The 22,290-nt window shown below is 66.2% G+C and carries 19 protein-coding genes and 1 tRNA gene; 6 read left to right on the forward strand and 14 right to left on the reverse strand.

The annotated features are described in order from the left end of the window. Positions 1 to 40: 40 nt before the first annotated feature. The 5 genes from A6A04_RS01335 to A6A04_RS01355 all read right to left on the reverse strand — a co-directional run bounded on the left by A6A04_RS01335 (position 41) and on the right by A6A04_RS01355 (position 6,741). Positions 41 to 406 (reverse strand): agenet domain-containing protein, encoded by a 366-nt coding sequence (locus A6A04_RS01335; protein WP_068489443.1) that lies wholly within the window; start codon positions 404 to 406, stop codon positions 41 to 43. A gap of 89 nt (positions 407 to 495) precedes the next feature. Then, positions 496 to 2,157 carry a DNA repair protein RecN gene (recN, locus tag A6A04_RS01340; protein ID WP_068489444.1) on the reverse strand — a complete coding sequence of 554 codons (1,662 nt, stop codon included), beginning with the start codon at positions 2,155 to 2,157 and terminating at the stop codon, positions 496 to 498. Positions 2,158 to 2,160: 3 nt separating this feature from the next. Beyond that, complete coding sequence (locus A6A04_RS01345; RefSeq protein WP_068489445.1) at positions 2,161 to 3,063, reverse strand: outer membrane protein assembly factor BamD; 903 nt, start codon at positions 3,061 to 3,063, stop codon at positions 2,161 to 2,163. 79 nt (positions 3,064 to 3,142) lie between these two features. Further along, a complete protein-coding gene (locus A6A04_RS01350) occupies positions 3,143 to 5,353 on the reverse strand; it encodes a SulP family inorganic anion transporter (protein WP_245651046.1) in 2,211 nt (736 codons plus the stop codon). A 95-nt stretch (positions 5,354 to 5,448) separates the two neighbouring features. Continuing rightward, positions 5,449 to 6,741 (reverse strand): DUF3422 family protein, encoded by a 1,293-nt coding sequence (locus tag A6A04_RS01355; protein WP_068489446.1) that lies wholly within the window; start codon positions 6,739 to 6,741, stop codon positions 5,449 to 5,451. Between the two features lie 103 nt (positions 6,742 to 6,844). Here A6A04_RS01355 and tldD point away from each other — a divergent pair, with 103 nt between their 5' ends. Both tldD and A6A04_RS01365 read left to right on the forward strand, forming a co-directional pair. Further along, positions 6,845 to 8,278, forward strand: coding sequence for a metalloprotease TldD (tldD, locus tag A6A04_RS01360; protein ID WP_068489447.1), 1,434 nt, complete (start codon positions 6,845 to 6,847; stop codon positions 8,276 to 8,278). A 187-nt stretch (positions 8,279 to 8,465) separates the two neighbouring features. Continuing rightward, positions 8,466 to 8,711 carry a hypothetical protein gene (locus tag A6A04_RS01365; protein WP_068489448.1) on the forward strand — a complete coding sequence of 82 codons (246 nt, stop codon included), beginning with the start codon at positions 8,466 to 8,468 and terminating at the stop codon, positions 8,709 to 8,711. Here A6A04_RS01365 and A6A04_RS01370 read toward each other — a convergent pair. Genes A6A04_RS01370 through A6A04_RS01380 form a run of 3 tightly spaced genes read right to left on the reverse strand, consistent with a single transcriptional unit; the run spans position 8,708 to position 11,197 of the window. Continuing rightward, on the reverse strand, positions 8,708 to 10,024 hold the full coding sequence (locus tag A6A04_RS01370) for a CCA tRNA nucleotidyltransferase (protein WP_245651047.1): 1,317 nt from the start codon (positions 10,022 to 10,024) through the stop codon (positions 8,708 to 8,710). The genes A6A04_RS01365 and A6A04_RS01370 overlap by 4 nt on opposite strands. Further along, the gene (locus A6A04_RS01375; RefSeq protein ID WP_068489449.1) at positions 10,011 to 10,697 is read right to left on the reverse strand and encodes a CoA pyrophosphatase; all 687 of its coding nucleotides are present in this window, start codon (positions 10,695 to 10,697) and stop codon (positions 10,011 to 10,013) included. Before A6A04_RS01375 ends, A6A04_RS01370 begins: the two co-directional genes overlap by 14 nt. Beyond that, positions 10,646 to 11,197 carry a DUF1285 domain-containing protein gene (locus tag A6A04_RS01380; RefSeq protein WP_407670232.1) on the reverse strand — a complete coding sequence of 184 codons (552 nt, stop codon included), beginning with the start codon at positions 11,195 to 11,197 and terminating at the stop codon, positions 10,646 to 10,648. Before A6A04_RS01380 ends, A6A04_RS01375 begins: the two co-directional genes overlap by 52 nt. A gap of 48 nt (positions 11,198 to 11,245) precedes the next feature. Between A6A04_RS01380 and A6A04_RS01385 the strand changes: the two genes are divergently transcribed. Further along, the gene (locus A6A04_RS01385) at positions 11,246 to 12,253 is read left to right on the forward strand and encodes an AAA family ATPase (protein WP_068489496.1); all 1,008 of its coding nucleotides are present in this window, start codon (positions 11,246 to 11,248) and stop codon (positions 12,251 to 12,253) included. On the opposite strand, the gene A6A04_RS01390 is transcribed toward A6A04_RS01385, so the two are convergent. The 6 genes from A6A04_RS01390 to A6A04_RS01415 form a co-directional block, all read right to left on the reverse strand. Beyond that, the gene (locus tag A6A04_RS01390; protein ID WP_068489451.1) at positions 12,217 to 14,052 is read right to left on the reverse strand and encodes a sensor histidine kinase; all 1,836 of its coding nucleotides are present in this window, start codon (positions 14,050 to 14,052) and stop codon (positions 12,217 to 12,219) included. The genes A6A04_RS01385 and A6A04_RS01390 overlap by 37 nt on opposite strands. Continuing rightward, positions 14,049 to 14,936: a phosphate/phosphite/phosphonate ABC transporter substrate-binding protein gene (locus A6A04_RS01395; protein WP_245651048.1), complete on the reverse strand. Its 888-nt coding sequence runs from the start codon at positions 14,934 to 14,936 to the stop codon at positions 14,049 to 14,051. Before A6A04_RS01395 ends, A6A04_RS01390 begins: the two co-directional genes overlap by 4 nt. Positions 14,937 to 15,053: 117 nt before the next feature. Further along, positions 15,054 to 16,595 (reverse strand): polyphosphate:AMP phosphotransferase, encoded by a 1,542-nt coding sequence (pap, locus tag A6A04_RS01400; protein ID WP_068489452.1) that lies wholly within the window; start codon positions 16,593 to 16,595, stop codon positions 15,054 to 15,056. Positions 16,596 to 16,713: 118 nt separating this feature from the next. Then, on the reverse strand, positions 16,714 to 17,487 hold the full coding sequence (locus A6A04_RS01405) for a glycosyltransferase family 2 protein (protein WP_068489453.1): 774 nt from the start codon (positions 17,485 to 17,487) through the stop codon (positions 16,714 to 16,716). Positions 17,488 to 17,575: 88 nt separating this feature from the next. Continuing rightward, positions 17,576 to 17,651 (reverse strand) — tRNA-Ala (locus tag A6A04_RS01410). A 111-nt stretch (positions 17,652 to 17,762) separates the two neighbouring features. Continuing rightward, positions 17,763 to 18,146: a TIGR02300 family protein gene (locus A6A04_RS01415; protein ID WP_068489454.1), complete on the reverse strand. Its 384-nt coding sequence runs from the start codon at positions 18,144 to 18,146 to the stop codon at positions 17,763 to 17,765. A 189-nt stretch (positions 18,147 to 18,335) separates the two neighbouring features. Here A6A04_RS01415 and aroA point away from each other — a divergent pair, with 189 nt between their 5' ends. The 3 genes from aroA (at position 18,336) to rpsA (ending at position 22,235) form a co-directional block, all read left to right on the forward strand. Beyond that, on the forward strand, positions 18,336 to 19,670 hold the full coding sequence (gene aroA, locus A6A04_RS01420; RefSeq protein WP_068489455.1) for a 3-phosphoshikimate 1-carboxyvinyltransferase: 1,335 nt from the start codon (positions 18,336 to 18,338) through the stop codon (positions 19,668 to 19,670). A 129-nt stretch (positions 19,671 to 19,799) separates the two neighbouring features. Further along, the gene (gene cmk, locus A6A04_RS01425; protein ID WP_068489456.1) at positions 19,800 to 20,432 is read left to right on the forward strand and encodes a (d)CMP kinase; all 633 of its coding nucleotides are present in this window, start codon (positions 19,800 to 19,802) and stop codon (positions 20,430 to 20,432) included. 114 nt (positions 20,433 to 20,546) lie between these two features. After that, positions 20,547 to 22,235, forward strand: coding sequence for a 30S ribosomal protein S1 (gene rpsA / locus A6A04_RS01430; protein ID WP_068489457.1), 1,689 nt, complete (start codon positions 20,547 to 20,549; stop codon positions 22,233 to 22,235). The last annotated feature ends 55 nt before the right edge of the window (positions 22,236 to 22,290 follow it).

Genomic DNA, 22,290 nt, shown 5'->3' on the forward strand with positions numbered 1-22,290 from the left:
GGGGGGCGCGGCCGCGCCCCCCGCCGAACCGGACTGAGGACTAGCGAGGCTGAATACGGGAAATGTCGACGACCTCGTCGTCGGATGAGCCGTATCCGTCATAGTGGATTTTGTACTTGTCACCCTGCACTTGAACGACCTTGGCCGGGTACCAGTCGCCCTTCCAACTCACCTTGATTTGAAGGCGGTCGGGGCCGACCCATTCATCGTATTCCTTGCCGTAGCCGGTATAGGTGATGAAGCACTTTGCCACCTCGCTCTTTTCTACCTTGGCCGGGTACCAGTCTCCCTTCCAATTGACCTTGACCGTCTTGCCAATGGGGCAAAGATCGGCGGCTGAAGCCGATACAGGTGAGAAACAAACGAGGGCAGTGGCTGCAGCAACCGCGAATGCTTTCATCGTCATTCAATCCTCCTTCGCCATTGTTAGGTCGAAGCCAACTTGACCGTCTCAGATAGCCTGGCGCCATACCAGGGTATTGAAAAGCGGAGGAGTCAGCCCATCAATGCCGCCGCCGCCGCCCGCGCGTGGTCGGTGACGGTCTCGCCCGCCAGCATGCGGGCGATTTCCTCGCGCCGCTGATCGGGCGACAGCGGATCGACGCCGGTGAAGACGGCGCCGTCGCGTTCGGCCTTGGCCACCCGGTAGTGATGGCCGCCCGCCGCCGCCACCTGGGGCGAGTGGGTCACGACCAGCACCTGCAGCCCCTGGGCCAGGCGGCCGAGACGGTCGCCCACGGCGGCGGCCACGGCGCCGCCGATACCGGAATCAACCTCGTCGAACACGATGGTGGGCGTGCGCGACACCCGAGCCAGCACCACTTTCAGCGCCAGCATGAAGCGCGACAGCTCGCCGCCCGAGGCGATCTTGCCCAGCGGGCCGGGGGCGGCGCCGGGATTGGTCGCCACCTCGAAGCCCACCGCGTCCAGGCCGCTGGCTCCCCAGCCGGTTTCCTCCTGCGGGGTGACGCGGGTCTGAAACCGGGCCTTCTCCAGCTTCAGCGGCGGCAGTTCGACGGCCACGGCCGCATCAAGGGCGGCGGCCGCATCGCAGCGGGATTTGGACAGGGCGCGGGCTTGCTCCACATAGGCGGCGCGGGCCGCCTGCTCGGCGCGGGCGAGGCGGGCGAGGTCGCCGCCGCCGCCTTCCAACTCGGCCAGTTGGCGCCCCAGCTTGTCCTTGAACCCCACCAGATCGTCGACGGCCATGCCGTGCTTGCGGGCGCTGGAGCGCAGGGCGAACAGGCGTTCCTCCACCTTTTCCAGGTGACGGGGGTCGAGGTCGATTTCCGACGAGGCCCGTTCCAGCAGGCCGGTGGCCTCGGCGGCCTCGAACGCGGCGCGGTCCAGGGCGGCGATGACGCCGTCCAGCTTGCCTTCCGCCCGCTCAGCTACCCGTTCCAGGGCGCGTTGGGCCGAACGCAACGAGGCTTCCACCTCGCCCTTGTGGGTGAGCGCGGTCTGGGCGGCGTTCATGGCCTCCAGCAGCTTTTCGCCATGCATCATCACGGCGCGGGACTGGGCCAGCGCCTCTTCCTCGCCCGGCTTGGGGTCGAGTTGGCACAGATCGTCGAAAATCTGGCGTAGGGAGTCTTCCTCGGCCTTGGCGCGGGCCAGATCGGCCTCGGCGGTTTCGCGGGCGGTGCGGGCCGCGCGCCAGCCGGTCCAGGCCTCGGCGGTGGCGGCGCGCCGCGCGGACAGGCCGCCGAAATCGTCCAGCACGCCAAGATGGGTGGCGGCGTCCAGCAGGCCGTGGCTTTCGAACTGGCCGTGGATTTCCACCAGTTCGTCGCCGACCTTGCGGAGCAAACCGACGCTGACCGGCTGGTCGTTGACATAGGCGCGCGAGCGGCCATCGGCGGTGAGCACCCGGCGCAGCACGATGGGTCCGCCCTGGGCGTCCATGTCCTGCTCGGTCAGCAGGGTACGGGCGGGGTGATCGGCGGCGGGATCGAATTCGGCACTAACCGAGGCCTGGGCGGCGCCACGCCGCACCAGCCCGGATTCGGCCCGGGCGCCCAGGGCGAGGCCCAGGGAATCGAGAAGGATGGACTTGCCCGCGCCGGTCTCGCCGGTGAACACCGACAGCCCGCCATCGAAGGAAAGATCAAGGCGCTCGATCAGGACCACGTCGCGGATCGACAGCGAAACCAGCATGGCTTACCAGAACTTGGCCCAGTTGAACCAACCGCCGCTGGTCTTGGCGGCGTCTTCCTTCTTGGGCTGGGGGTCGGGCTTGGACTTGTCCTTCCAGAAGGCGACGGAATCCAGCCAGCTCTTGTCCTTGCGCTTGGCGGGGTCCAGGTCGCCATGCTCGACGATGGCGTAGGTATCGGTATACCACTCGCTGCCGGGGAAGTTGTGGCCCAGCACCGCCGCGGTGCGGGCGGCCTCGCCGTCCAGGCCCAGGATGACATAGACCTCGACCATGCGGTGCAGGGCTTCCGGCACATGGCTGGTGGTCTGGAACTGCTCGGCCACGGTCTTGAAGCGGTTCAGCGCCGCCAGATACTGCTTGGTGGTCAGGTAGTAGCGGCCCACCGACATTTCCTTGCCGGCCATGTGGTCGCGGGCCAGGTCGATCTTCAGCTTGGCGTCGCGGGCGAAGGTGCTGGTGGGGAAGCGGTCGACCACTTCCTGCAGGGTCTTCATGGCCTGCTCGGTCATCTTCTGGTCGCGGGCCACGTCGGTGATCTGCTCGTAGAAGCACAGGCCCTTCAGGTAATAGGCATAGGCCACGTCGCGATTGCCGGGATGCAACTGGATGAAGCGGTCCAGGTTGATGATCGCGTCGTCGTATTTGTTGCGCTCGTACAGCGCATAGGCGCCCATCAACTGGGCCTTGGTGGCCCAGACGGAATAGGGATGCTGGCGGTCGACCTCGTCGAAGGCCTGGGCCGCCTTGTAGTATTCCCCCTGGTCGATCATATCCATGGCGGAGTTGTAAAGCTCCTCCACCGGACGCTCCACATACTCGTCCTTCTTGCCGGAGCAGGCTCCGAGGGCCAGGAGGGCCGAAAGCGCCAACGCGATACCGTGGTTTCGGAGGGATGCCGGAGTCATGGAGACGGATTCGCCCAGGGACTGTTCGCGGGAAGGCCGAACTATAGCACGGCGTCGCGCCAGGGGAAGAGCGAAGCCTTCACCCGCGCAGCGCCTGCAATTCGCCGATGGTGACGCGCAGCCGGGCCGACAGCCCCACCGCCACCGCCTGGATGATGGTCAGGGCGAGATGGGGGTGGTCGGCGGCCAGGATATCGAAGCGGCTTCGGCTCAGGGCGTAGACCTCGGTCTCGGTCAAGGTCAGGGCGTCGGCGATATGCCCGCGCGCCTCGACGAAGCCCATGCCGCCGATGATGTCGCCGGGGCCGCAGGTGGTCAGGTGATAGGTTTCCTTCTTGTGGATGGGCACCAGGATCTTCACCGCGCCACGGCGGATCAGGTAGAGGCCCTCCTCGCCCTCGCCCGCCTTGAACACCTTCTTGTCGGGGGGGAGCGAGCGGGTCTCCAGCACCGCCTCCAGCGCCGCCAGTTCGGCGTCGCTGCAATTGGCGAACAGTCCCATGTCGCGCAGGTCCAGCGGGCGGACATCGCTCTGGTCCACAGGCATCTCTTCCAGCTTCTGGGCCTCGACCCATTCCAGGGCGTCGTCCAACTGGCGGAAGGCCAGGGCCTTGTTGGTGGGGCGCACCACCCCGGTCTCCTTGAGGAAGCGCTTCATCTTGAGGCCAGAGGGGAGGCCCTTGGGGATGTCGCAGAAGATCAGATAGGCGCCGTGCTCCTCCAGCCGGTCCTTGATCTGCTCCAGCACATGGGTGGCGGTGATGTCCAGGGACTGCACCCGGCGCATGCTCAAGATGACGTATTTCCGGGCCTCGGCCTCGGCCTCCAGGGCGGCGTGAAGCTGGCTGGCGGTGCCGAAGAACAGGCTGCCTTGGAGTTCGAACACCACCGTCTCGGCCCCGCCCTGCTCCAGCAGTTCCATGTCGCGCCGGTTGCGCGAGCGCTTGGAGAAGATCTCGCTGCCCTCGATCCGGTGGCGGACCACCGAGGACCGGGTGTTCTCGCGGATGAACAGCAAGATGGCCAGGGCGACGCCGACGCCGGATGCCGCGATCAGGTTGACGAACAGCGCCACCAGGATCACCGCCAGGATCACCATGAAGTCGAAGCGGGTGGAGCGGGTGAAGAAGAAGGCCAGGCTGTGGCGGTCGATCATGCGCAGGCCGATGATCATCAGGATGGCGGCCAGGGCCGCCACCGGCACCCAGGCGATCAGCGGCGCCAGCAGCAGGAAGGCGGCCAGCGAGAAGACCCCGCACATCAGCCCCGACAGGCGCGATGTGCCGCCCGACGACAGGTTGATCAGAGAGGCGCCCATGGTTCCCGCGCCGGGGACACCGCCCAGCATGGCCGAGGTCATGTTGGCCAGACCCTGGCCGATCAGTTCCCGGTCGGAATCATGGTGGCTGCCCGACATGGCGTCGATGACCAGGCAGGTCTTCAAGGTGTCGATGGACAGCAGCACCCCCAGGGTCAGGGCGGGCAGCAGAACCTTGGCCAGCAGGGCGGTATCCAGGGCGCGGAAGGCCCGCCAGCGCGTCCCGGCCACGTCGCCCAGGCCCCCGCTTCCCTCGACCAGGGTTCCCACCAGCAAGGAATTGCCGTCGGTGTCCATCAGGGCGGGATCGGCCAGCCCCAGCGCCAGATAGGTGACGACGCCGGCCAGCAGCGACAGGATGGCGGGGGGCACGGCGCGGGTCAGGCGCGAACCCAGCAGCATGACGGCGATCACCACTAGGCCAACCGTCACCGCCTGCCACTTCCAGGACGAGGGCTCGGCCAGGGCCGCCCACAGCCCGGCGCCGCCATCGGCACCCAACAGGCGGGGAATCTGGCTGGCGATGATGATCAGGCCGACGCCGGAGAGGTAGCCGCTGACCACCGGATAGGGAATGTACTTGATCAGGCGTCCCACCCGGGCTAGCCCCAGAACGATCTGCATGCCACCGGCGATCAGGCCGATCATGCCCAGCAGCACCAGAACCTGGGCGGGGCGCAGCCCCTGCTGGGCGAAGGCGATGGCCTGGGCCGACAGAACGGCGGCTGCCGGGGCGCAGGGGGCGCTGATCAGCCGGGTGGAGCCGCCGAAGACCGGGGCCACCAGACCCATGGCGATGGCCCCGAGGATGCCCGCCACCGCGCCCTGGGCGGCCAGCGACCCTCCCAGCGGCGCGTGAATGGCGACGCCGAAGGCGATGGCGGAGGGCAGGGCCACCAGCATGGCGGCCAGCCCGCCCCACAGGTCGCCCATATAAGCCTGTCGTGGAGTCTTGGGTAAGTGTTCCATCATCCCGACGCCCATTTTCCCTTGTTCCGCCGGTCAGGGGAATAGTGTCGGCCCCACTGTCATAATTTCGCAACTGCTTTCTTGAAACGACGGCGCCGTCAATGGCCGTCGGTCTTGACGAGTGCCTTGCGCAGGCGGCGCATGCCCAGCCAGACCGCGCCCGCCACGACGGGCAGGCCGATCAGCCCGGCCAGGTCGTAATCCACCGGCAGGCCCAGGGATTTCAGTCCTTTGCTCAGATAGCCGATCAGGCCCAGCAGGTAATAGCTGATGGCCACCACCGAGAGGCCCTCGACGGTCTCCTGAAGCCGCAACTGCAGCTCGGCGCGGCGGTTCATGGAATTGAGCAGGTCGCGGTTCTTCTCCTCCAGGGCGATGTCGACGCGGGTGCGCAGCAGGTCACCCGCCCGCGACACCCTTGTGGCCAGCAGTTGCTGGCGTTCCGACACCGAATCGCAAGTGTTCATGGCCGGACCGAGGCGGCGGTCGATGAATTCGGCGAAGGTCTGCAGGCCGGGGATGCGCTCCTCGCGCAATTCGGCGATGCGGCGGACCACGATGGCGTAGTAGGCCTTGGCGGCGGAGAGGCGAAAGCTGGTGGCGGCGTCCAGGTGCTCGGCCTCGGCGGCCAGCCCGGTCAGGCGTTCCAGCAAGTCCCGGTCGTTCTGGCGGATGGCGGGATCGGCCAGTTGGGTGACGATGCCGCCCAGTTCGGTATCGATGCGGGCGATCTCGACCGCCGCGTGGCGGGCCAGGGGAAAGGCCAGCAGCGCCATCATGCGATAGGTCTCGATTTCCAGCAGCCGCTGCACCAGACGGCCGACCTGGCCCCGGGTCAGGCCCAGGTCGCGCAGCACGAAACGGGCGAAACCATCGGCATGCAGGCGGAAATCGGTCCAGGCCTCGCCCGCGCCCCACAATACCTTGGCTCCCACCAAGGAATTGCCGTCGAAGGCGGGGCCGAGATCGTCGGGCAGGTCCCTGGCCACCGCCACATGCACGGCGGTCATCACCTCGCCGGGCAGGGTTTCCAGCCAGTCGGCGGGCAACAGATCGACGGCGCTGGCGGCGAAGGGGGCGTCGAACGGGTCGAAGCGCATCACGGTATAGGTGGAAAACTCGTTATGGCGTTCCCAGCGCAGGCGAAAGCCGCCCAGGTCGCGCACCACATGGACGCTGTCGCCGCCGGGGGGCTCGGCGCCGTGGGTGGCCAGCAGGCGGGCGAGATGGGCGCGCTCCTCGTCGGCGGTGGCGTGGACCAGGGCCAGTTGCGAGGCCCGGGCCGGGCTGCTCAGCACCTCGTAGGGACGGGCATGGACCTCGCCCGCCAGGATTCGGCGCAGGCCGTGCTCGCGAAAGCCGATGCTGCGGATTGGCGCGCCTTCGGTCATTGCCCATATAGCTCCAATGAGAGATGCTTGGTCCCCAAGATGTACACCCATCGGCGCCGTCCGCCAATTCGATCCGGGCCGCCAATTCCCCTCAGGAGCCTCCATGCCCCACGCCGCCATGGCCCAAAAACTGTTCTTCGATCGCGCCGGACTGGACGAGGCCTCGGTCCGCCGTCTGGTGGCCGAGGCCCTGCGCGGCGCCGATGACGGCGAGCTGTTCCTGGAATACCGCCAGTCCGAGTCCATCGTTCTCGACGATGGCCGCATCAAGAGCGCCAGCTTCGACACCGGCCACGGCTTCGGCCTGCGCGCCGTCTGTGGCGAGGCCCACGGCTATGCCCATGGCACCGATCTGACCGCCGAGGCCATCCGCCGGGCGGGCGAGACCGTCCAGGCGGTGCGCGGCGGCCGATCCGGCACTCTTGCCGATGGACCGGCTCGGGGGGCGAAGCCGCTCTATACCGCGCTCAATCCCCTGGCCCAGGTGCCCTTCGAGGACAAGGTCAAGCTGCTGGAAATGATCGACGCCTATGCCCGGGCCAAGGACACCCGCACCCGTCAGGTGACGGCGTCGCTGACCGGGGCATGGCAGGCGGTCTGCATCATCCGCCCCGATGGCGAGTTGGCCGCCGATCTGCGCCCCATGGTTCGGCTCAATGTGGGCATCGTGCTGGCCGATGGCGACCGCATGGAGACTGGCGGCCACGGCATCGGCGGCCGCATCGCCTATGCCGGGGTGATGGGGCTGGGCGACTGGAAGCTGTGCGTGGACGAGGCTCATCGCCAGGCCGAGGTCAATCTGGGCTCGATACCGGCTCCGGCGGGCGAGATGACGGTGGTGCTGGGGCCGGGCTGGCCCGGCGTCATGCTGCACGAGGCGGTGGGCCACGGCCTGGAAGGCGACTTCAACCGCAAGGCCACCTCGGCCTTCTCGGGCAGGGTGGGCGAGCGGGTGGCTGCCCCCGGCGTCACCGTGGTCGACGACGGCACCATTCCCGACCGGCGCGGTTCCATCTCCATCGACGACGAAGGCACGCCATCGGCCCGCAACGTGCTGATCGAGGACGGCATCCTGGTGGGCTATCTCCAGGACCGGCTCAACGCCCGGCTGATGGGGGTGGCGCCCACCGGCAACGGGCGGCGCCAGTCCTATGCCCATGCCCCCATCCCCCGCATGACCAACACCTTCATGCTGGAGGGCGACAAGGAACCGGGCGAGATCATCGCCTCGGTCAGGAAGGGGATCTACGCCGTGAATTTCGGCGGCGGCCAGGTGGATATCACCAGCGGCAAATTCGTGTTCTCGGCCTCGGAAGCCTATCTGATCGAGAACGGCAAGGTGGGGGCGGCGGTCAAGGGCGCCACCCTGATCGGCAATGGTCCCGACGCCATGACCAAGGTCGCCATGATCGGCAACGACCTGATGCTGGACCCCGGCATCGGCACCTGCGGCAAGGACGGCCAAGGGGTGCCGGTCGGCGTGGGCCAGCCGACGTTGCGCATGGACGGCCTCACCATAGGTGGAACGGCTGTATGACTATCGTTTATAGCGAGATAACCTTACTTCGTAAGGGTGAAATGACGGGGTAATTATCCTTGGATTTTTTCTGAGTAGATATACGGATGCACCCGTATCCATAAAATTTTCATGGGTCTAGTCTTGAATTCGTCAAGGGGCTCGCCATCGGCGACGCCCCTGTTTTTTTGAAGTCAGGACATTTGACATGGTAAAATTTGGCCCAATAGAAGGCCCCTGCGGTTGGGAACAGCGCGCCTCCGCCCTGGATCTGGAAGAACTGCATCAGGTGCTGAACTGTGCCGCCGAGCGTGGCTGTGCCCTGTGCGTCAGGTGCAGCGAGCGGGCGCTGGAAAAGCTGCTGGTCATCGCGCGGCGCGAGCGGACTTTCGGTTTTCTGGCCCTGGAGCGGCTGGAGGCGGAGATGGAGGTTGCGGGAACCCTGGGGCTTTAGGCCATCTCGCGCAGTTTTTCCAGGCACTCCTCGCGGTCGGGGAGGTAGTCCTGGTCTTCCCACCACGACTCCAATTCTGCCAGCCGACGCCCGATCTCCGGCCCGTGGGCGACACCGAGTGCCAGAAGGTCGCGGCCCTTGACCGGCAATTCCACCGGCACCCAACTCTTCGCCATGTCCAGCAAGATGGTCCAGGCCGCGCTTTCGGCGGGCGAGGTCCGCGCATCGAGGCTGCGCTTGGCCGCCCAGGCCAGCAGGGTCAGGTCGCGGACTTCATCCCCACCCAGCTTGCGCAGGGCGCGACGGATTTCCCGCCCCTCCATGTCGTGACTGACCCGCACCCGGGGCTGGGCCATGGCCATCAGGCGGCGGGTCTGAAGCCCCGACAGCTTGAGCCGTTCTCCCACCGCCTCGGCTCCGGCCCGGTCGGTGTCGAGCATGGCCGCCAATCGGCGGATGGCATCCACATGGATGTCGTCGCGGACCAGACCCCGGCTTTCCAGCCAGGATAGCACCCGCAGGCGCCCGAAATTCCGGGCAGCGGGCAGGATATGGCCCAGGATGCCCAGGCTGTGCATGGGCAGCAGCACCGTGGCGGGGTCATCGGCCTGGAGCAGGCGCAGGATTTCCCCCGCCACCCTTTCGCCCGACAGAGTGTCCAGCAGCGGCGCCAGCTTGCGGCAGGCGGCCAGGGCGCGGGAGTCCAGGTCGGTACGGCGTCCGTAATGGGCATGGAAGCGGAAGAAGCGCAACAGGCGCAGCGCGTCCTCCCGGATACGCTCGGCCGGATCACCGACGAACTGAACCCTCCCGGCCCCCAGATCGGCCAAGCCATCGAACGGGTCGTAGATCCGTCCCTGAGGATCGGCCGACAGGGCATTCATGGTGAAGTCGCGGCGTGACGCGTCCACCAGCCAGTCATCGGTATATTCCACCCGCGCCTTGCGGCCGAAACTCTCCACGTCGCGGCGCAGGGTGGTGATTTCGAAATGGGCCTTGCCGATCACGGCGGTGACGGTGCCATGGTCGATGCCGGTGGGAATGGCGTGGATATGCGCCTCGTCCAGCAGCGCCAGAACCCGCTGCGGCGGGTCGGGGGTGGCGATGTCGATATCCTTGATGGGGCGCTTCAGGACCGAATCGCGCACACAGCCGCCAACGAATCGCACCTCGGCCCCATCGGCCATCAGGGCGTGGACAACCGCCTGGGTCTCGGGCTCGGCCATCCAGTCCTGGGGCTCCAGCTGCCCAATGGCGCCGCCATTTCGCAAGGAGGCCAGCGACACCCGGCCGCTCAGGTCACTGCTCGCCACGATCCGCCAGAACATCCGAAAGGTTGACCAGAATTCCCGCCGTCGCGCCCCAGATCAGCTTGTCGTCCCAGGTCAGCGCCCAGAACGGGCGCTGGCGGCCCTTGACTTCGCGGTGCTGCAATTGGTGATTGGCCTGATCCAGCACGAAGGCCAGCGGTACCTCGAACACCTCGGCCACCTCGAAGCTGTCGGGCGACAGCGAGAACCCCGGCTCGATCACCCCCACCAGCGGGGTGATGACGAAACCGGTGCCGGTGATGTAGTCGTCCAGACGGCCCAGGATGCGCACCAGATGGGGGGCAAGGCCCACCTCCTCCTCGGTTTCGCGGAGCGCGCAGGTGGTGAAGTCGCCCTTGTCGGCATCTTCCAGCCGGCCGCCGGGAAAGCTGATCTGGCCGGGATGATGCGCCAGATGGGCGGTGCGCCGCGTCAGCATCACCGTCATGCCCTCGGGCCGCGCCACCAGGGGAACCAGAACGGCCGCCGGTGTCAGCAGCCCCTGCTCGTCGAAGGGGTCGCCCGGGCGCACGGCGCCGTTGCGAATCATGGCGTCGAGGTCGAAGTCCGAGCGGCCGCGCGGATCATGGCCAAGAGCCAGGTTCCGGGCGATGGCGTCGCTCGTCAGTCGGAAGGATCCAGCCTTCCCAATGGAAAGAATATCCCGCTGCTCCATAGGCCGTAGACTTTCTCCCCGTCCCGGTCTTCCTCCCATCCCTGGGACACCAGCTCATAGTACACGGATCGGGTCAGGCGCGCCTCCAATCCTTTCCTGACCAGAACGTATGGAGAGGGCTCGCCACTACCGACGGATTCGACGATGCGCAAGGGATGCCCGGCATCGACGGTGACGAGTTCGTCCATGTTGGTGCGGAAGCTGATGACCTTGTCGCGGCCCGAGCCACAGCTGAACATCTCCACCGCCAGGAAAGGGACGTCCTCCACCTGGATGCGGCCCATCTCGCCCGGAGTGATCAGCAGATATCCGCCATCCGGCGCCCGGTGCAGCACCGAGGCGAACAGGCAGACCATCTCTTTGCGGTTGATCGGCGAGCCGTGGTAGAACCAACGCCCCTGGCGGTCGATGCTGATGCCGAGATCGCCGCAGTCGTCGGGCAAGTCGCCCGCGAAATCCAGGTCGCCCGTGTAATCCAGGTCTGGGGAAGGCAGGGTCAACGGCCGCTCCTGAAAATTCTGGTCCATATGTCCATCCAGGTGCCCCTCATGACCACCCAGAGCATTTCCGAGCCCGACACCGCCGTCTCCCCGGCCGCCATCGAGGCGCTGGAGAGTCGGCTTGCCCGGGCACGCGCCGAGGTCGCAAGCGTGATTTTCGGCCAGGACAGCGTGATCGACGAAGCTCTTATCACGCTGCTGGCGGGTGGTCACGCCCTGTTGATCGGCCTGCCGGGCCTCGCCAAGACCCGGCTGGTCCAGACCCTGGGAGTGGTGCTGGGACTCGCCGACAAGCGGGTCCAGTTCACTCCCGATCTGATGCCTGCCGATATATTGGGATCGGAAGTGTTGGAGGAAAGCCCCTCGGGGCAAAGGGCCTTTCGATTCATTCCCGGGCCGGTGTTTTGCCAGTTGCTGATGGCCGACGAGATCAATCGCGCCAGCCCGCGCACCCAGTCGGCCCTGCTGCAGGCCATGCAGGAACGCCGGGTCAGCATAGCGGGCGTGCCCCACGCCCTGCCCGATCCTTTCCATGTGCTGGCCACCCAGAACCCGCTGGAGCAGGAGGGCACCTATCCCCTGCCCGAGGCGCAACTGGATCGCTTCCTGATGCAGATCGACGTGGGCTATCCCGACGCCTCGGCCGAACGGCGCATGCTGATCGCCACCACCGGCGCCGCCGAGGCGCGGCCCCAGGCGGTGATGAGCGCCGACGCGTTAAGGGATGCCCAGGCTCTGGTGCGGCGCCTGCCGGTGGGCGAGGCGGTGGTGGACGCGATCCTGGCCTTGGTGCGGGCGGGACGCCCGGAAAGCACTTCCCTGGCCCTGGTGCGCGACGCGGTGGCCTGGGGACCCGGTCCCCGCGCCGCCCAGGCCCTGATGCTGGCGGTACGGGCCCGTGCCCTGCTGCAAGGCCGCCTCAGCCCCTCGCTCGACGATGTCGCCGCCCTGGCGCCGCCCATCCTGCGTCACCGCATGGCGCTGGGCTTCGCCGCCCGCGCCGATGGCGCCACCATGGATCAGGTGTTGGGGGCGTTGCTGGCGACGCTGGGATAATCGGCTGACGGAAAATCCTCCGCCGGAAGCCAGATATGGACGGTGGTTCCCTGATGGGGCGCCGAGTCCAGCCACAGGCGGCCGCCATGGATGCGTGCCGCCTTCATGGACGAGGACAGGCCCAGCCCGGCGCCGGGATAGGTGGCGCGGGAATGCAGGCGCGAGAACGGCCGGATGATGGTCTGCAGGTATTCCGGCTCGATGCCGATGCCGTTGTCGGCGATGTCGATGCGCCAGCCGGGACCCTCGCGCGCCGAAGAGATGGTCACCACCGGAGGAGTGTCGGGGCGGACGAATTTGATGGCGTTGCTGATCAGGTTCTCGAACACGATGAACAGCAGCACCGGGTCACCCGGCAGCACTGGCAACGCGCCCACCTCGAAACGGACGCGGCCGTCGCCCGACATGGCGCGGCACTCGGCCAGGACCTTGTCTACCACCTTGCGGCAATCCACCGGGACAAAGGCGGCCATGGGGCGGTTGGATCGGGTGTAATCCGCCAGCCCCTTGACCAGCAGGTTGAGCTGGTTGGCGCCGGTCTGAATGACGTTCACGTCTTCTTGCACCCGCTCGGACATGTCGGGGCCGAGATCGCGGCCCAGGCGCTGGGTATAGGACAAGATTTCGCGGATGGGTTCCTTGAGGTCATGGGACGCGGCGAACAGCAGTCGTTCCAGCTCCGCCTTGGCCTCCACCAGCATGTCGGCGCCGTGCTTCTGCATGGTGATGTCGCGGATGGATGAGCGCGATCCCAGGGACTCTCCGGCGCCATCGAAAATGGGTTGCCAGGACATGGCCACCCAGATTTCACTCCCGTCGCGCTTTCGGATACGGAACTCCCGGTCCTGGCCCGATCCGCCCTCGCTGGCAAGGGCCAGGTCCTCGCGGATCGACGGGCGGTCGGCCTCCAGCACCAGCGGCAGCGGGAAATCGGTCATGGCGTGGCATTCGGCGACGGTATAGCCGGTGATGGCTTCCACCGCGGGATTGACCCAGCGCAGGCGGCCATCGGGGCCGAACCAGTTTTCCCAGGCATAGGTGTAGTCGGCGATGGCGCGAAAGCGCTTGTGGCTTTCCTCCAGGTCGAGGATGCGTGATTCCACCGCCTCGGCCATGGTGTTGAAGGTCTGGGTCAGCACCGCGATCTCGTCCTGGCCCTCGATCTTGAGACGCTGCGAGTAATCACCGCGCGCCAGTTTCAGTGAAGCGCGGGCCAGCATATGCAGGTGTCGGGTCAGCCAATAGCCGATGACGGCCAGCAGGCCGATGGTCAGCACCACTTCGGTGGCGGCGATGCCCAGGCTCTGGCGCAGCAGTTCGCTGCGCGCCAGTCCCAGGAAGCGGGTGTCGATGCCGTAACGGACCTCGCCATAGCGCTGCCCCAGGAACACCACGTCGAAGGCTCCCTGATACTCGTCGAGATCGGACGAGAGCAGGCGCGGGGAGGGCGGCAGCGGTTGGCTGGCGTCGCGCCCGACCGAGGCCACCACTTTCCCCGCCGTGTTGCTCACCACCATATAGGTGATGCTGCCCGATGCGCCCCAGCCGTCCAGGATGCTTTGCAAAGCGGCGTAGTCGCGTTCCGCCAACTGGCTGGCCAGGGTGATGTTGAAGGATGATTCCTGGGCCTCCAGGCGCACTTGGGCATTGCGGGTCAGATGGGTTTCGATCAGGCGAACGCCGTTGGCGACCAGCAGGGTCAGCATGACCACCTCGACCACCACGCTGACCAGCAGCAGGCGCAGCCGCAGCGAGTTGCGCATGACCACCGAAGGCGGGTAGGGGAAACTGGCGCTCATGGCCGCTTCCTTTCCGGATGGTCGACCACGCTGGCATAGGGGCGCGCGGTCTCGATATCCGAGAATTCGATGGGGATCAGCCCCAGGAAGCCGCCCGCCTTCAGGAAGGCCTTGCCCCGCTCGGTCCCGTCGAAGGCGGCCAGCGAGCGGCGGATGGCCTCCACCGTCTCGGCGCCCAGGCGGGGATGGGCCATGGTGAACTGATGCGGTACCGTCAGGCGGCATTCGAAGGTTTCGACCCGGCCGCTGATCTCGGGCGGGACCTGCGCCAGGGGCGAGCGGCCGCTGATGGCGGCGTCGGCCTCGCCCAGGGCGACGGCGCGGATGGCGGTGGAATGGTTGGAGGCCTCCACCAGTTGGTAATCACGACCCGCCACCAGCCCGTGGTCCGAGCGCAGCCACAACTCCGCCACCACCGACAGCGCCGTCAGCCGGTCGGCGGTCAGCACCCGCTTGCCCCGCAGTTGGGAGGCCGAGCGGATATCGCTGCCCTTGGGGACGATGATCAGCGGCCGCAGCTCCAGTTTGTAGCGGAACAGCGGCACATAGCCGTGGTCGGCGGCGATGACGCCGAAATGGGGTGCGGTGACGATGATGTCGAAGGTCTCTTCCCTGACATCATCCAGGTAGTCGTGGAAACTGCCGGAGGTGTAGAGCTCCACCGGACGGCCAAGGGAGTCTTGTAGATGCAGACGCAGCGGATCGTATAGACGCAGCAGGCTCAGGGTGGCGATGGTGGGCAGGAGCCCGATGCGCAGCGGGGAGGTCGGGGCGGAATCCGCCCCGGCTTTCGCCGCTCCGACCGCCAGGCCGGACACGGCAACCGCCACCACCGCCACGACCATGAAACACCGGCCGAGCAGACCGCAGACCGCAGCGGTCACGCCATTTCTGACGAGCCCCAGGGAGAACCCCATTTCCAGCCTCTTTGGCGGCAACCCCATCGCAATTTTTACATCAGCGCCCAAAGGACGTCACGACGGCATTGGGCATGGCTGATCCTAGGATTTGTCCTTCTTCGGCCGCCTGGCTGCCTTGCCCAGGGCTGCTTCCAGGGCATCGGCGACGGTGCGCATGACCTTGACCCGGGCGAGGTTCTTGGAATTGGCTTCGATCAGGGTCCAGGGCGCGTTGGTGGTGGAGGTCCGCTCGACCATGTCATTGACCGCCTGTTCGTAGACGTCCCACTTTTCGCGGTTGCGCCAATCCTCGTCGGTCAGCTTCCACTTCTTGTATTCGATCTCGCCCCGAGCGGTGAAGCGGGCCAACTGCTCCTCGGAGGTGATGTGCAGCCAGAACTTGCACATGACGATGCCGTGGTCGGTCAGTTGTTCCTCGAAATCATTGATCTCGCCATAGGCGCGGCGCCAGGCCTCCTCGGTGCAGAAGCCCTCGACCCGCTCCACCAGCACACGGCCGTACCACGAACGGTCGAACACGGTGACGCGCCCGGCCCGGGCCACATGGCGCCAGAAACGCCATAGGTAGTGCTGGGCCCGTTCCTCCTCGGTGGGGGCGGCGATGGGAATGACCTGATAGTCGCGGGCATTCAGGGCGTTGGTCAGGCGGCGGATGGTGCCGCCCTTGCCCGCGGCGTCCCATCCCTCGAACACCAGGGCGGTGGACACGCCCTTTTCCTTGGCCACATGGTAGAGATGGGCGAGGCGGGCACGCTGCTCCTGCAACGCCTTGCCGTATTCGGCGCCTTCCAGGCTCTGGGTCATGTCCAGGGAAGACAGGATCGACGGCTGGCAGGTCAGCGCCGCCGGGGCGGTGGGCTTGGCCTTGGCGGCCTTGCTCTTGATCTCGGCATGGACCTTCTTGGCGGCGTCGCGGGCGGCCAGATGCTTGGTGATGGAGTCCTTCAGGGTCTGCAGCACCACCGCCGAGCGGTAGCGGGAATCGGCACCCTCGACGATCTGCCAGGGGGCGTGGCCCTTGCTGGTGTGGCGGATCAGGCGTTCGGCGGCGCCGATGAACTTGTCGTAGAGGACGAAATGCTCCCAGTCGGTCTTGGTGACCTGCCAGGCGGTCATGGGATCCTTCTCCAACCCCTTCAGCCGCTTCTTCTGGGCTTTTTCCGACAGATGCATCCAGAATTTGAGGATCAGGGCGCCTTCGTCGGCCAGGGTCTTCTCGAAATGGACGATGCGTTCGAGATTCTCGTCCAGTTCGGCGACGGTGGTCTTGCCATAGACCCGGTCCACCAGCGGCCGGTGGTACCACGACGACAGGAACAGCCCCACCTTGCCCTTGGGCGGCAGATCGCGCCAGTAGCGCCAGAATTCCGGCCGCTCGCTTTCCTCGTCCGAGGGCTTGCCATAGGCCCGGGTGACGATCCAGCGCGGGTCCATCCATTCGTTGATCAGGTTGACGGTCTCGTTCTTGCCGGCACCGTCGACTCCGGCGAACAAGATGATGACCGGAAAGTCGGCGTCGCGCAGTTGCTGCTGCAGCGCCAGCAGTTCGGTGCGCAGGCCCGGGGCCATGGCATCGAATTCCTCACGCGGGATTTTGCGCCCAAGTTCGGCGGCTTCAAACATGGCATTTCCCCCTGATCCCGATCAACCCAGGGAAGAAGCCTAGGATCAAAACCCAAGGAGATCAAGGACGCGCACAGCCCGGGTGGGCGTTTCCGGGAGGGGCAGGGCGGGCTTGAAGTCAATCCGATTCTGGTTTCGCGGCCTTGCTCATATTGCGAAGCATGAACTCTCTCGGAGGTATTCCTTCAATAAAGGTATTGTTGCTGAGAAATTTTCTATGGTAATTAAAATTGATCTCGTCCCAATTCTTGTTGAATCCTTTGCCGTAGCGTTCGTGCCAGCGGTCGATGAATGCTTGCAGGTCGCGGTCCTGACAGGTGGATTTGTGGACGGACGGCGAGATATCTTCTTCGGTGAACTTGTCGGCCAGGCGGATGCCGGGAAACTGGGTGCAATAGCCCTCGTGGCTCCATACCCGCAGCGACAGGTCGGGATCGGCGAAATGAGCCCGGTAATAGGGGTCGTACCAGCCGCCGACCGCCTCCAGGCTGGCCCGCGAGATCACTGGGAAATAGGCGTAATACAGCCCGTAGACCGTTCCGAACGCCTCGGCATTGGCGCGGTCGATGCCGCCCAGGAAGGGAAAATGGATGTCCTCGCCCTTGGCGATTTCCTCGGCCAGTCCGTCCAGCCATCCCGGCAGGGCGATGTGGTCGTCGGCGAAGGCGACGACGATGTCGCCGGTCGAGGCGGCATAGGCATCGGCATGGGCGGCGACGGTTCCCCTGGGGGTTTCCTCGTGGACATGGAGCACCCCGGGCAGGTCGACGCGGAAGGGGGCGACCAGGACGATCTCGTAGTCCATGCCCTGGGAGGTGGCGTTGATGGACTCGATGGCGGAAACTGCGTAATCGCGCCGCAACGACGGAAGCATGATGGAGAAGCTGGACATGGGGAAGCGCCGGGCCTGTGTTTCAGGCTGGAGTATAGGGGGGACGACAAAAAGGGCCTAGCCGTTTTCGGCTAGGCCCTTGATGTCTTGGTGGAGCCAGACGGAATCGAACCGACGACCTCTTGAATGCCATTCAAGCGCTCTCCCAACTGAGCTATGGCCCCTGAATTCTTCAGACCGTCGGGCTTGGGGCCCCGTCGGTGGAGGCGGAACATATGGATTTAGGCGGAGGCTTGCAAGCGAAAAAATGCAGGCCCCGTTCGAAGTTTCGAGGTCTAGACCTCGTCCTCGATTTCCTCGTCCATGTGCTCCATGACTTCCGCCATGTCGTCGTCGTCCTCGCCCAGGTCCGAGGCGTCCTCGATCAGGCCGCTTTCATCGTCCTCGGCGCTGTCGTCATCGGCGGGGAGGGCATCCTCGTCGTCGTCCACCACCACAAGGTCATCGACCTCGAGATCGGCGATGGCCGGGTTGACGGCCACGGGGGCCGCGATCTTGGGCTCGGCCGCCGCCGAGCTGCCCCGGCGGACCTTGAAGGTCACCTCCGGCTCCACCGTCGCATTACACTTCGGGCAGATGATGGGAGTGCGCGTCAGGTCGTAGAAACGGCATCCGCAGCTCTGGCAGGTGCGCTTCTGTCCCCATTCCGGCTTGGCCACCTTCGGTACTCCTGTAACTTCACTGTCTCGGGGCCATTTGCCATGTTCGCCCCCCCGTGTCAAAACGAAAAAGCGCCCGCGGTGCAGCATGGAACCCCCAGGCGCATCCCGCTCTATGACGTGGAAGCCGCCTGTGGTAGAGCTTCGGCGGCCGTTGGCCCGCAGCGGCATAAAATGTGTGGAGAGGTCATGGCCAAACCCCTGATTTCCTCGCGTGTCTCCCGGCTTGCCGGATCGGCGCGGATTCCCGGCGACAAATCCATTTCCCACCGTGCCCTGATGTTCGGGGCCTTGGCGGTGGGGGAAAGCACCGTGACCGGCCTGTTGGAAGGCGACGACGTCTTGCGCACCGCCAGCGCCATGCGGGCGTTGGGCGCCGAGGTCGAGCGTCTGGCCGATGGGTCGTGGCGCCTGTTCGGACGCGGCGTCGGCGGGCTGGTGGAACCGGCCGACGTGCTGGACATGGGCAATTCCGGAACCGGCGCCCGCCTGCTGATGGGGCTGGTGGCGGCGCATCCCTTCACCACCATTTTCACCGGCGATGCCTCCTTGCGTTCGCGCCCCATGCGCCGGGTGTCGGCTCCGCTGGAGCGCATGGGCGCCCGCTTCGTCGGCCGCGATGGCGGCCGGCTGCCCATGGCGGTGGTGGGCGCCACCCAGCCGTTGCCCATCACCTACGAGCTTCCGGTGGCCTCGGCCCAGGTGAAGTCGGCCATCCTGCTGGCCGGGCTCAACACGCCGGGCGAGACCACGGTGATCGAGCGCGAGGCCACCCGCGACCATACCGAACTGATGCTGCGCAATTTCGGCGCCACCGTGCGGACCGAGGCGGCCGAGGGCGGCGGCTTCGCCATCACGGTGACCGGCTATCCCGAACTAACCGGGCGGCCGGTGGTGGTGCCCGCCGATCCCAGTTCCGCCGCTTTTCCGGCGGTGGCGGCGCTGCTGGTGGAAGGCTCGGAGATCCGCCTGCCCGGCGTCGGCACCAATCCGTTGCGCACCGGCCTGTACCAGACCCTGCTGGAAATGGGCGCGGATATCTATCTGGACAATGCCCGCGACCAGGCGGGCGAGCCGGTTGCCGACCTGGTGGTGCGGTCCTCGCGCCTCAAGGGCGTCGACGTCCCCGCCGAGCGGGCGCCGTCCATGATCGACGAGTATCCCATCCTGGCCGTGGCCGCCGCCTTCGCCGAGGGCACCACCACCATGCGCGGCCTGGGCGAGTTGCGGGTCAAGGAAAGCGACCGCCTCGCCGCCATGGCGCGCGGCCTCGCCGCCTGCGGCGTGGCGGTGGAGGAGACCCAGGACACCCTGATCGTCCACGGCACGGGCCGGGCTCCGGCGGGCGATGCCACCGTCACCACCCATTTCGACCACCGCATCGCCATGTCGTTCCTGGTGATGGGCATGGCCTCGGCCCGGCCGGTCAAGGTGGATGATGCCGAGGCCATCGACACCAGCTTCCCCGGCTTCGCCGCCCTGATGAACGGGCTGGGCGGGAAGATCGAGGCGGTCGGCGAGTGAGTGGGGGATATTGAGACTTGGTTGATAAACCCTCTCCCGCGGGCGGGCGACGGGAAATGGGGTGCATCCCTGTGCCTCTGTGGTTCAACAAACGGATGAGGCGAAACCGCCTTCTGGAGCATTGACCGCATGACCATCATTGCCATCGACGGACCGGCGGCGGCCGGCAAGGGAACCCTGGCGCGGCGCCTCGCCGCCGAATTGGGCTTCGACTATCTGGACACCGGCCTGATCTATCGGGCGGTGGGAATGAAGCTGGTCCGGGCGGGGCAGGACCCTTCCGACACCGCCTTGGCCGAGGCCACGGCCAGGGCTCTCAGCCCCACTGATCTCCAGGCGGGCGACCTGCGCGACGACACCGCCGCCACCGCCGCCTCCAAAGTGGCGTCCATCCCCGGCGTGCGCGCCGCCCTGCTGGACTTTCAGCGGGTGTTCGCCCGCCATCCGCCCACCGGCAAGGGAGCGGTGCTGGATGGCCGCGATATCGGCACCGTGGTCTGTCCCGACGCGGAGGTGAAGCTGTTCGTCACCGCCTCGGCCGAGATTCGCGCCCGGCGACGCTTCAAGGAATTGCAGGACAAGGGGCTCGATACCGGGTTCGAGACCGTGCTGGCCGACCTGAAGGAGCGCGACGAGCGCGACCGCACCCGTTCGGTGGCGCCGCTGATCCCCGCCGAAGGCGCGGTGGTGCTGGATACTTCGGACCTGGACGCCGACCAGGCCTTTGCCCGGGCGTTGACTCTGGTCCGCGCCGCGCGGTAATCTCCGCGTCCCGCAAGTGAAACGCCGCCTGGGCCTGCCCCGGGCGGTGGTTTTGTTTTTTGCTCAAGACCGCCGGAGACAACCGGCTGGCCTGAAATATCGATCGAAAGGAACATGACTGTTATGACTATGGAAGATTTTGCCGCCCTGCTGGATGAGTCCCTGGGCGTCGGTGGCTCGTTCGAAGGCTCGGTGATCACCGGCCTGATCGTCGAGGTCGATGGCGACGTCGCCGTGATCGACGTGGGCCTCAAGTCCGAAGGCCGCGTGCCCCTGAAGGAATTCGCCACCGCCGGCCGTACCGCCGACGTGAAGGCCGGTGACCGCGTCGATGTGTTCATCGAGCGCTATGAGGACCGCAACGGCGAAGTCGTTCTGTCCCGCGAGAAGGCCAAGCGCGAGGAAGCCTGGACCCTGCTGGAGAAGTCGTTCGAGGCGCAGCAGCGCGTCAACGGCGTGATCTTCGGCCGCGTCAAGGGTGGCTTCACCGTCGATCTGTCGGGCGCCGTGGCGTTCCTGCCGGGCAGCCAGGTGGACATCCGCCCCGTGCGCGACATCACCCCGCTGCTGGGCACCCCCCAGCCGTTCCAGATCCTGAAGATGGACCGCTCGCGCGGCAACATCGTGGTGTCTCGCCGCGCCGTGCTGGAAGAGACCCGGGCCGAGCAGCGTTCCGAACTGATCGAGAACCTGAAGGAAGGCCAGATCCTGGAAGGCGTGGTCAAGAACATCACCGATTACGGTGCGTTCGTGGACCTGGGCGGCGTCGACGGCCTGCTGCACGTCACCGACATCGCCTGGAAGCGCATCAACCACCCCTCCGAGGCGCTGCATATCGGCCAGACCGTCAAGGTGCAGGTCATCCGCTTCAACTCCGAGACCCAGCGTATTTCGCTCGGCATCAAGCAGCTTGACGCCGATCCGTGGGAGGGTGTCGAGGCCAAGTATCCGGTCAACGCCAAGTTCACCGGCCGCGTCACCAACATCACCGACTACGGCGCCTTCGTGGAGCTCGAGCCCGGTGTCGAGGGTCTGGTGCACGTCTCCGAGATGTCCTGGACCAAGAAGAACGTCCATCCCGGCAAGATCGTCTCCACCTCCCAGGAGGTCGAGGTCATGGTGCTGGACGTGGATCCGCAGAAGCGCCGTATCTCCCTCGGCCTGAAGCAGACCATGAACAATCCGTGGGAAGGTTTCCTGGATCGCTTCCCCCAGGGCACCATCGTCGAAGGCGAGATCAAGAACATCACCGAGTTCGGCCTGTTCGTGGGCCTGCCCGGCGATATCGACGGCATGGTTCACATGTCCGATCTCGACTGGGAGAAGTCCGGCGAAGCCGCCATCCAGGACTTCAAGAAGGGCGATGTGGTCAAGGCCAAGGTCCTGGACGTGGACATCGAGAAGGAGCGGATTTCGCTCGGCATCAAGCAGCTGTCCGAGGATCCCTTCCAGAACGCCGCCGCCGCCATCAAGAAGGGCGACGTGGTTACCTGCACAGTGACCCAGGTCACCGAGAACGGCCTGGAAGTGGCCGTCGAGGGCATGACCGGCTTCATCCGCAAGGGTGAGCTGTCGCGTGAACGCTCCGAGCAGCGCCCCGAGCGCTTCGCGGTCGGCGAGAAGCTCGACGCCAAGGTCACCGCCTTCGAAAAGGCCGCCCGCAAGATCACCCTGTCGGTGAAGGCGCGCGAGGTCGAGGAAGAGAAGCAGGCCATGGCCGAGTACGGTTCGTCCGACTCGGGCGCCAGCCTGGGCGACATCCTGGGTGCCGCCATGCGCAAGGCCCAGCAGGAAGACAAGTAGTCGTCCCGCGGTGATCTGACCTGAAGAAGGCGAAGGCCCGCATTCGCAAGGATGC

Source organism: Paramagnetospirillum marisnigri (assembly GCF_001650715.1).
GTDB lineage: Bacteria > Pseudomonadota > Alphaproteobacteria > Rhodospirillales > Magnetospirillaceae > Phaeospirillum > Phaeospirillum marisnigri.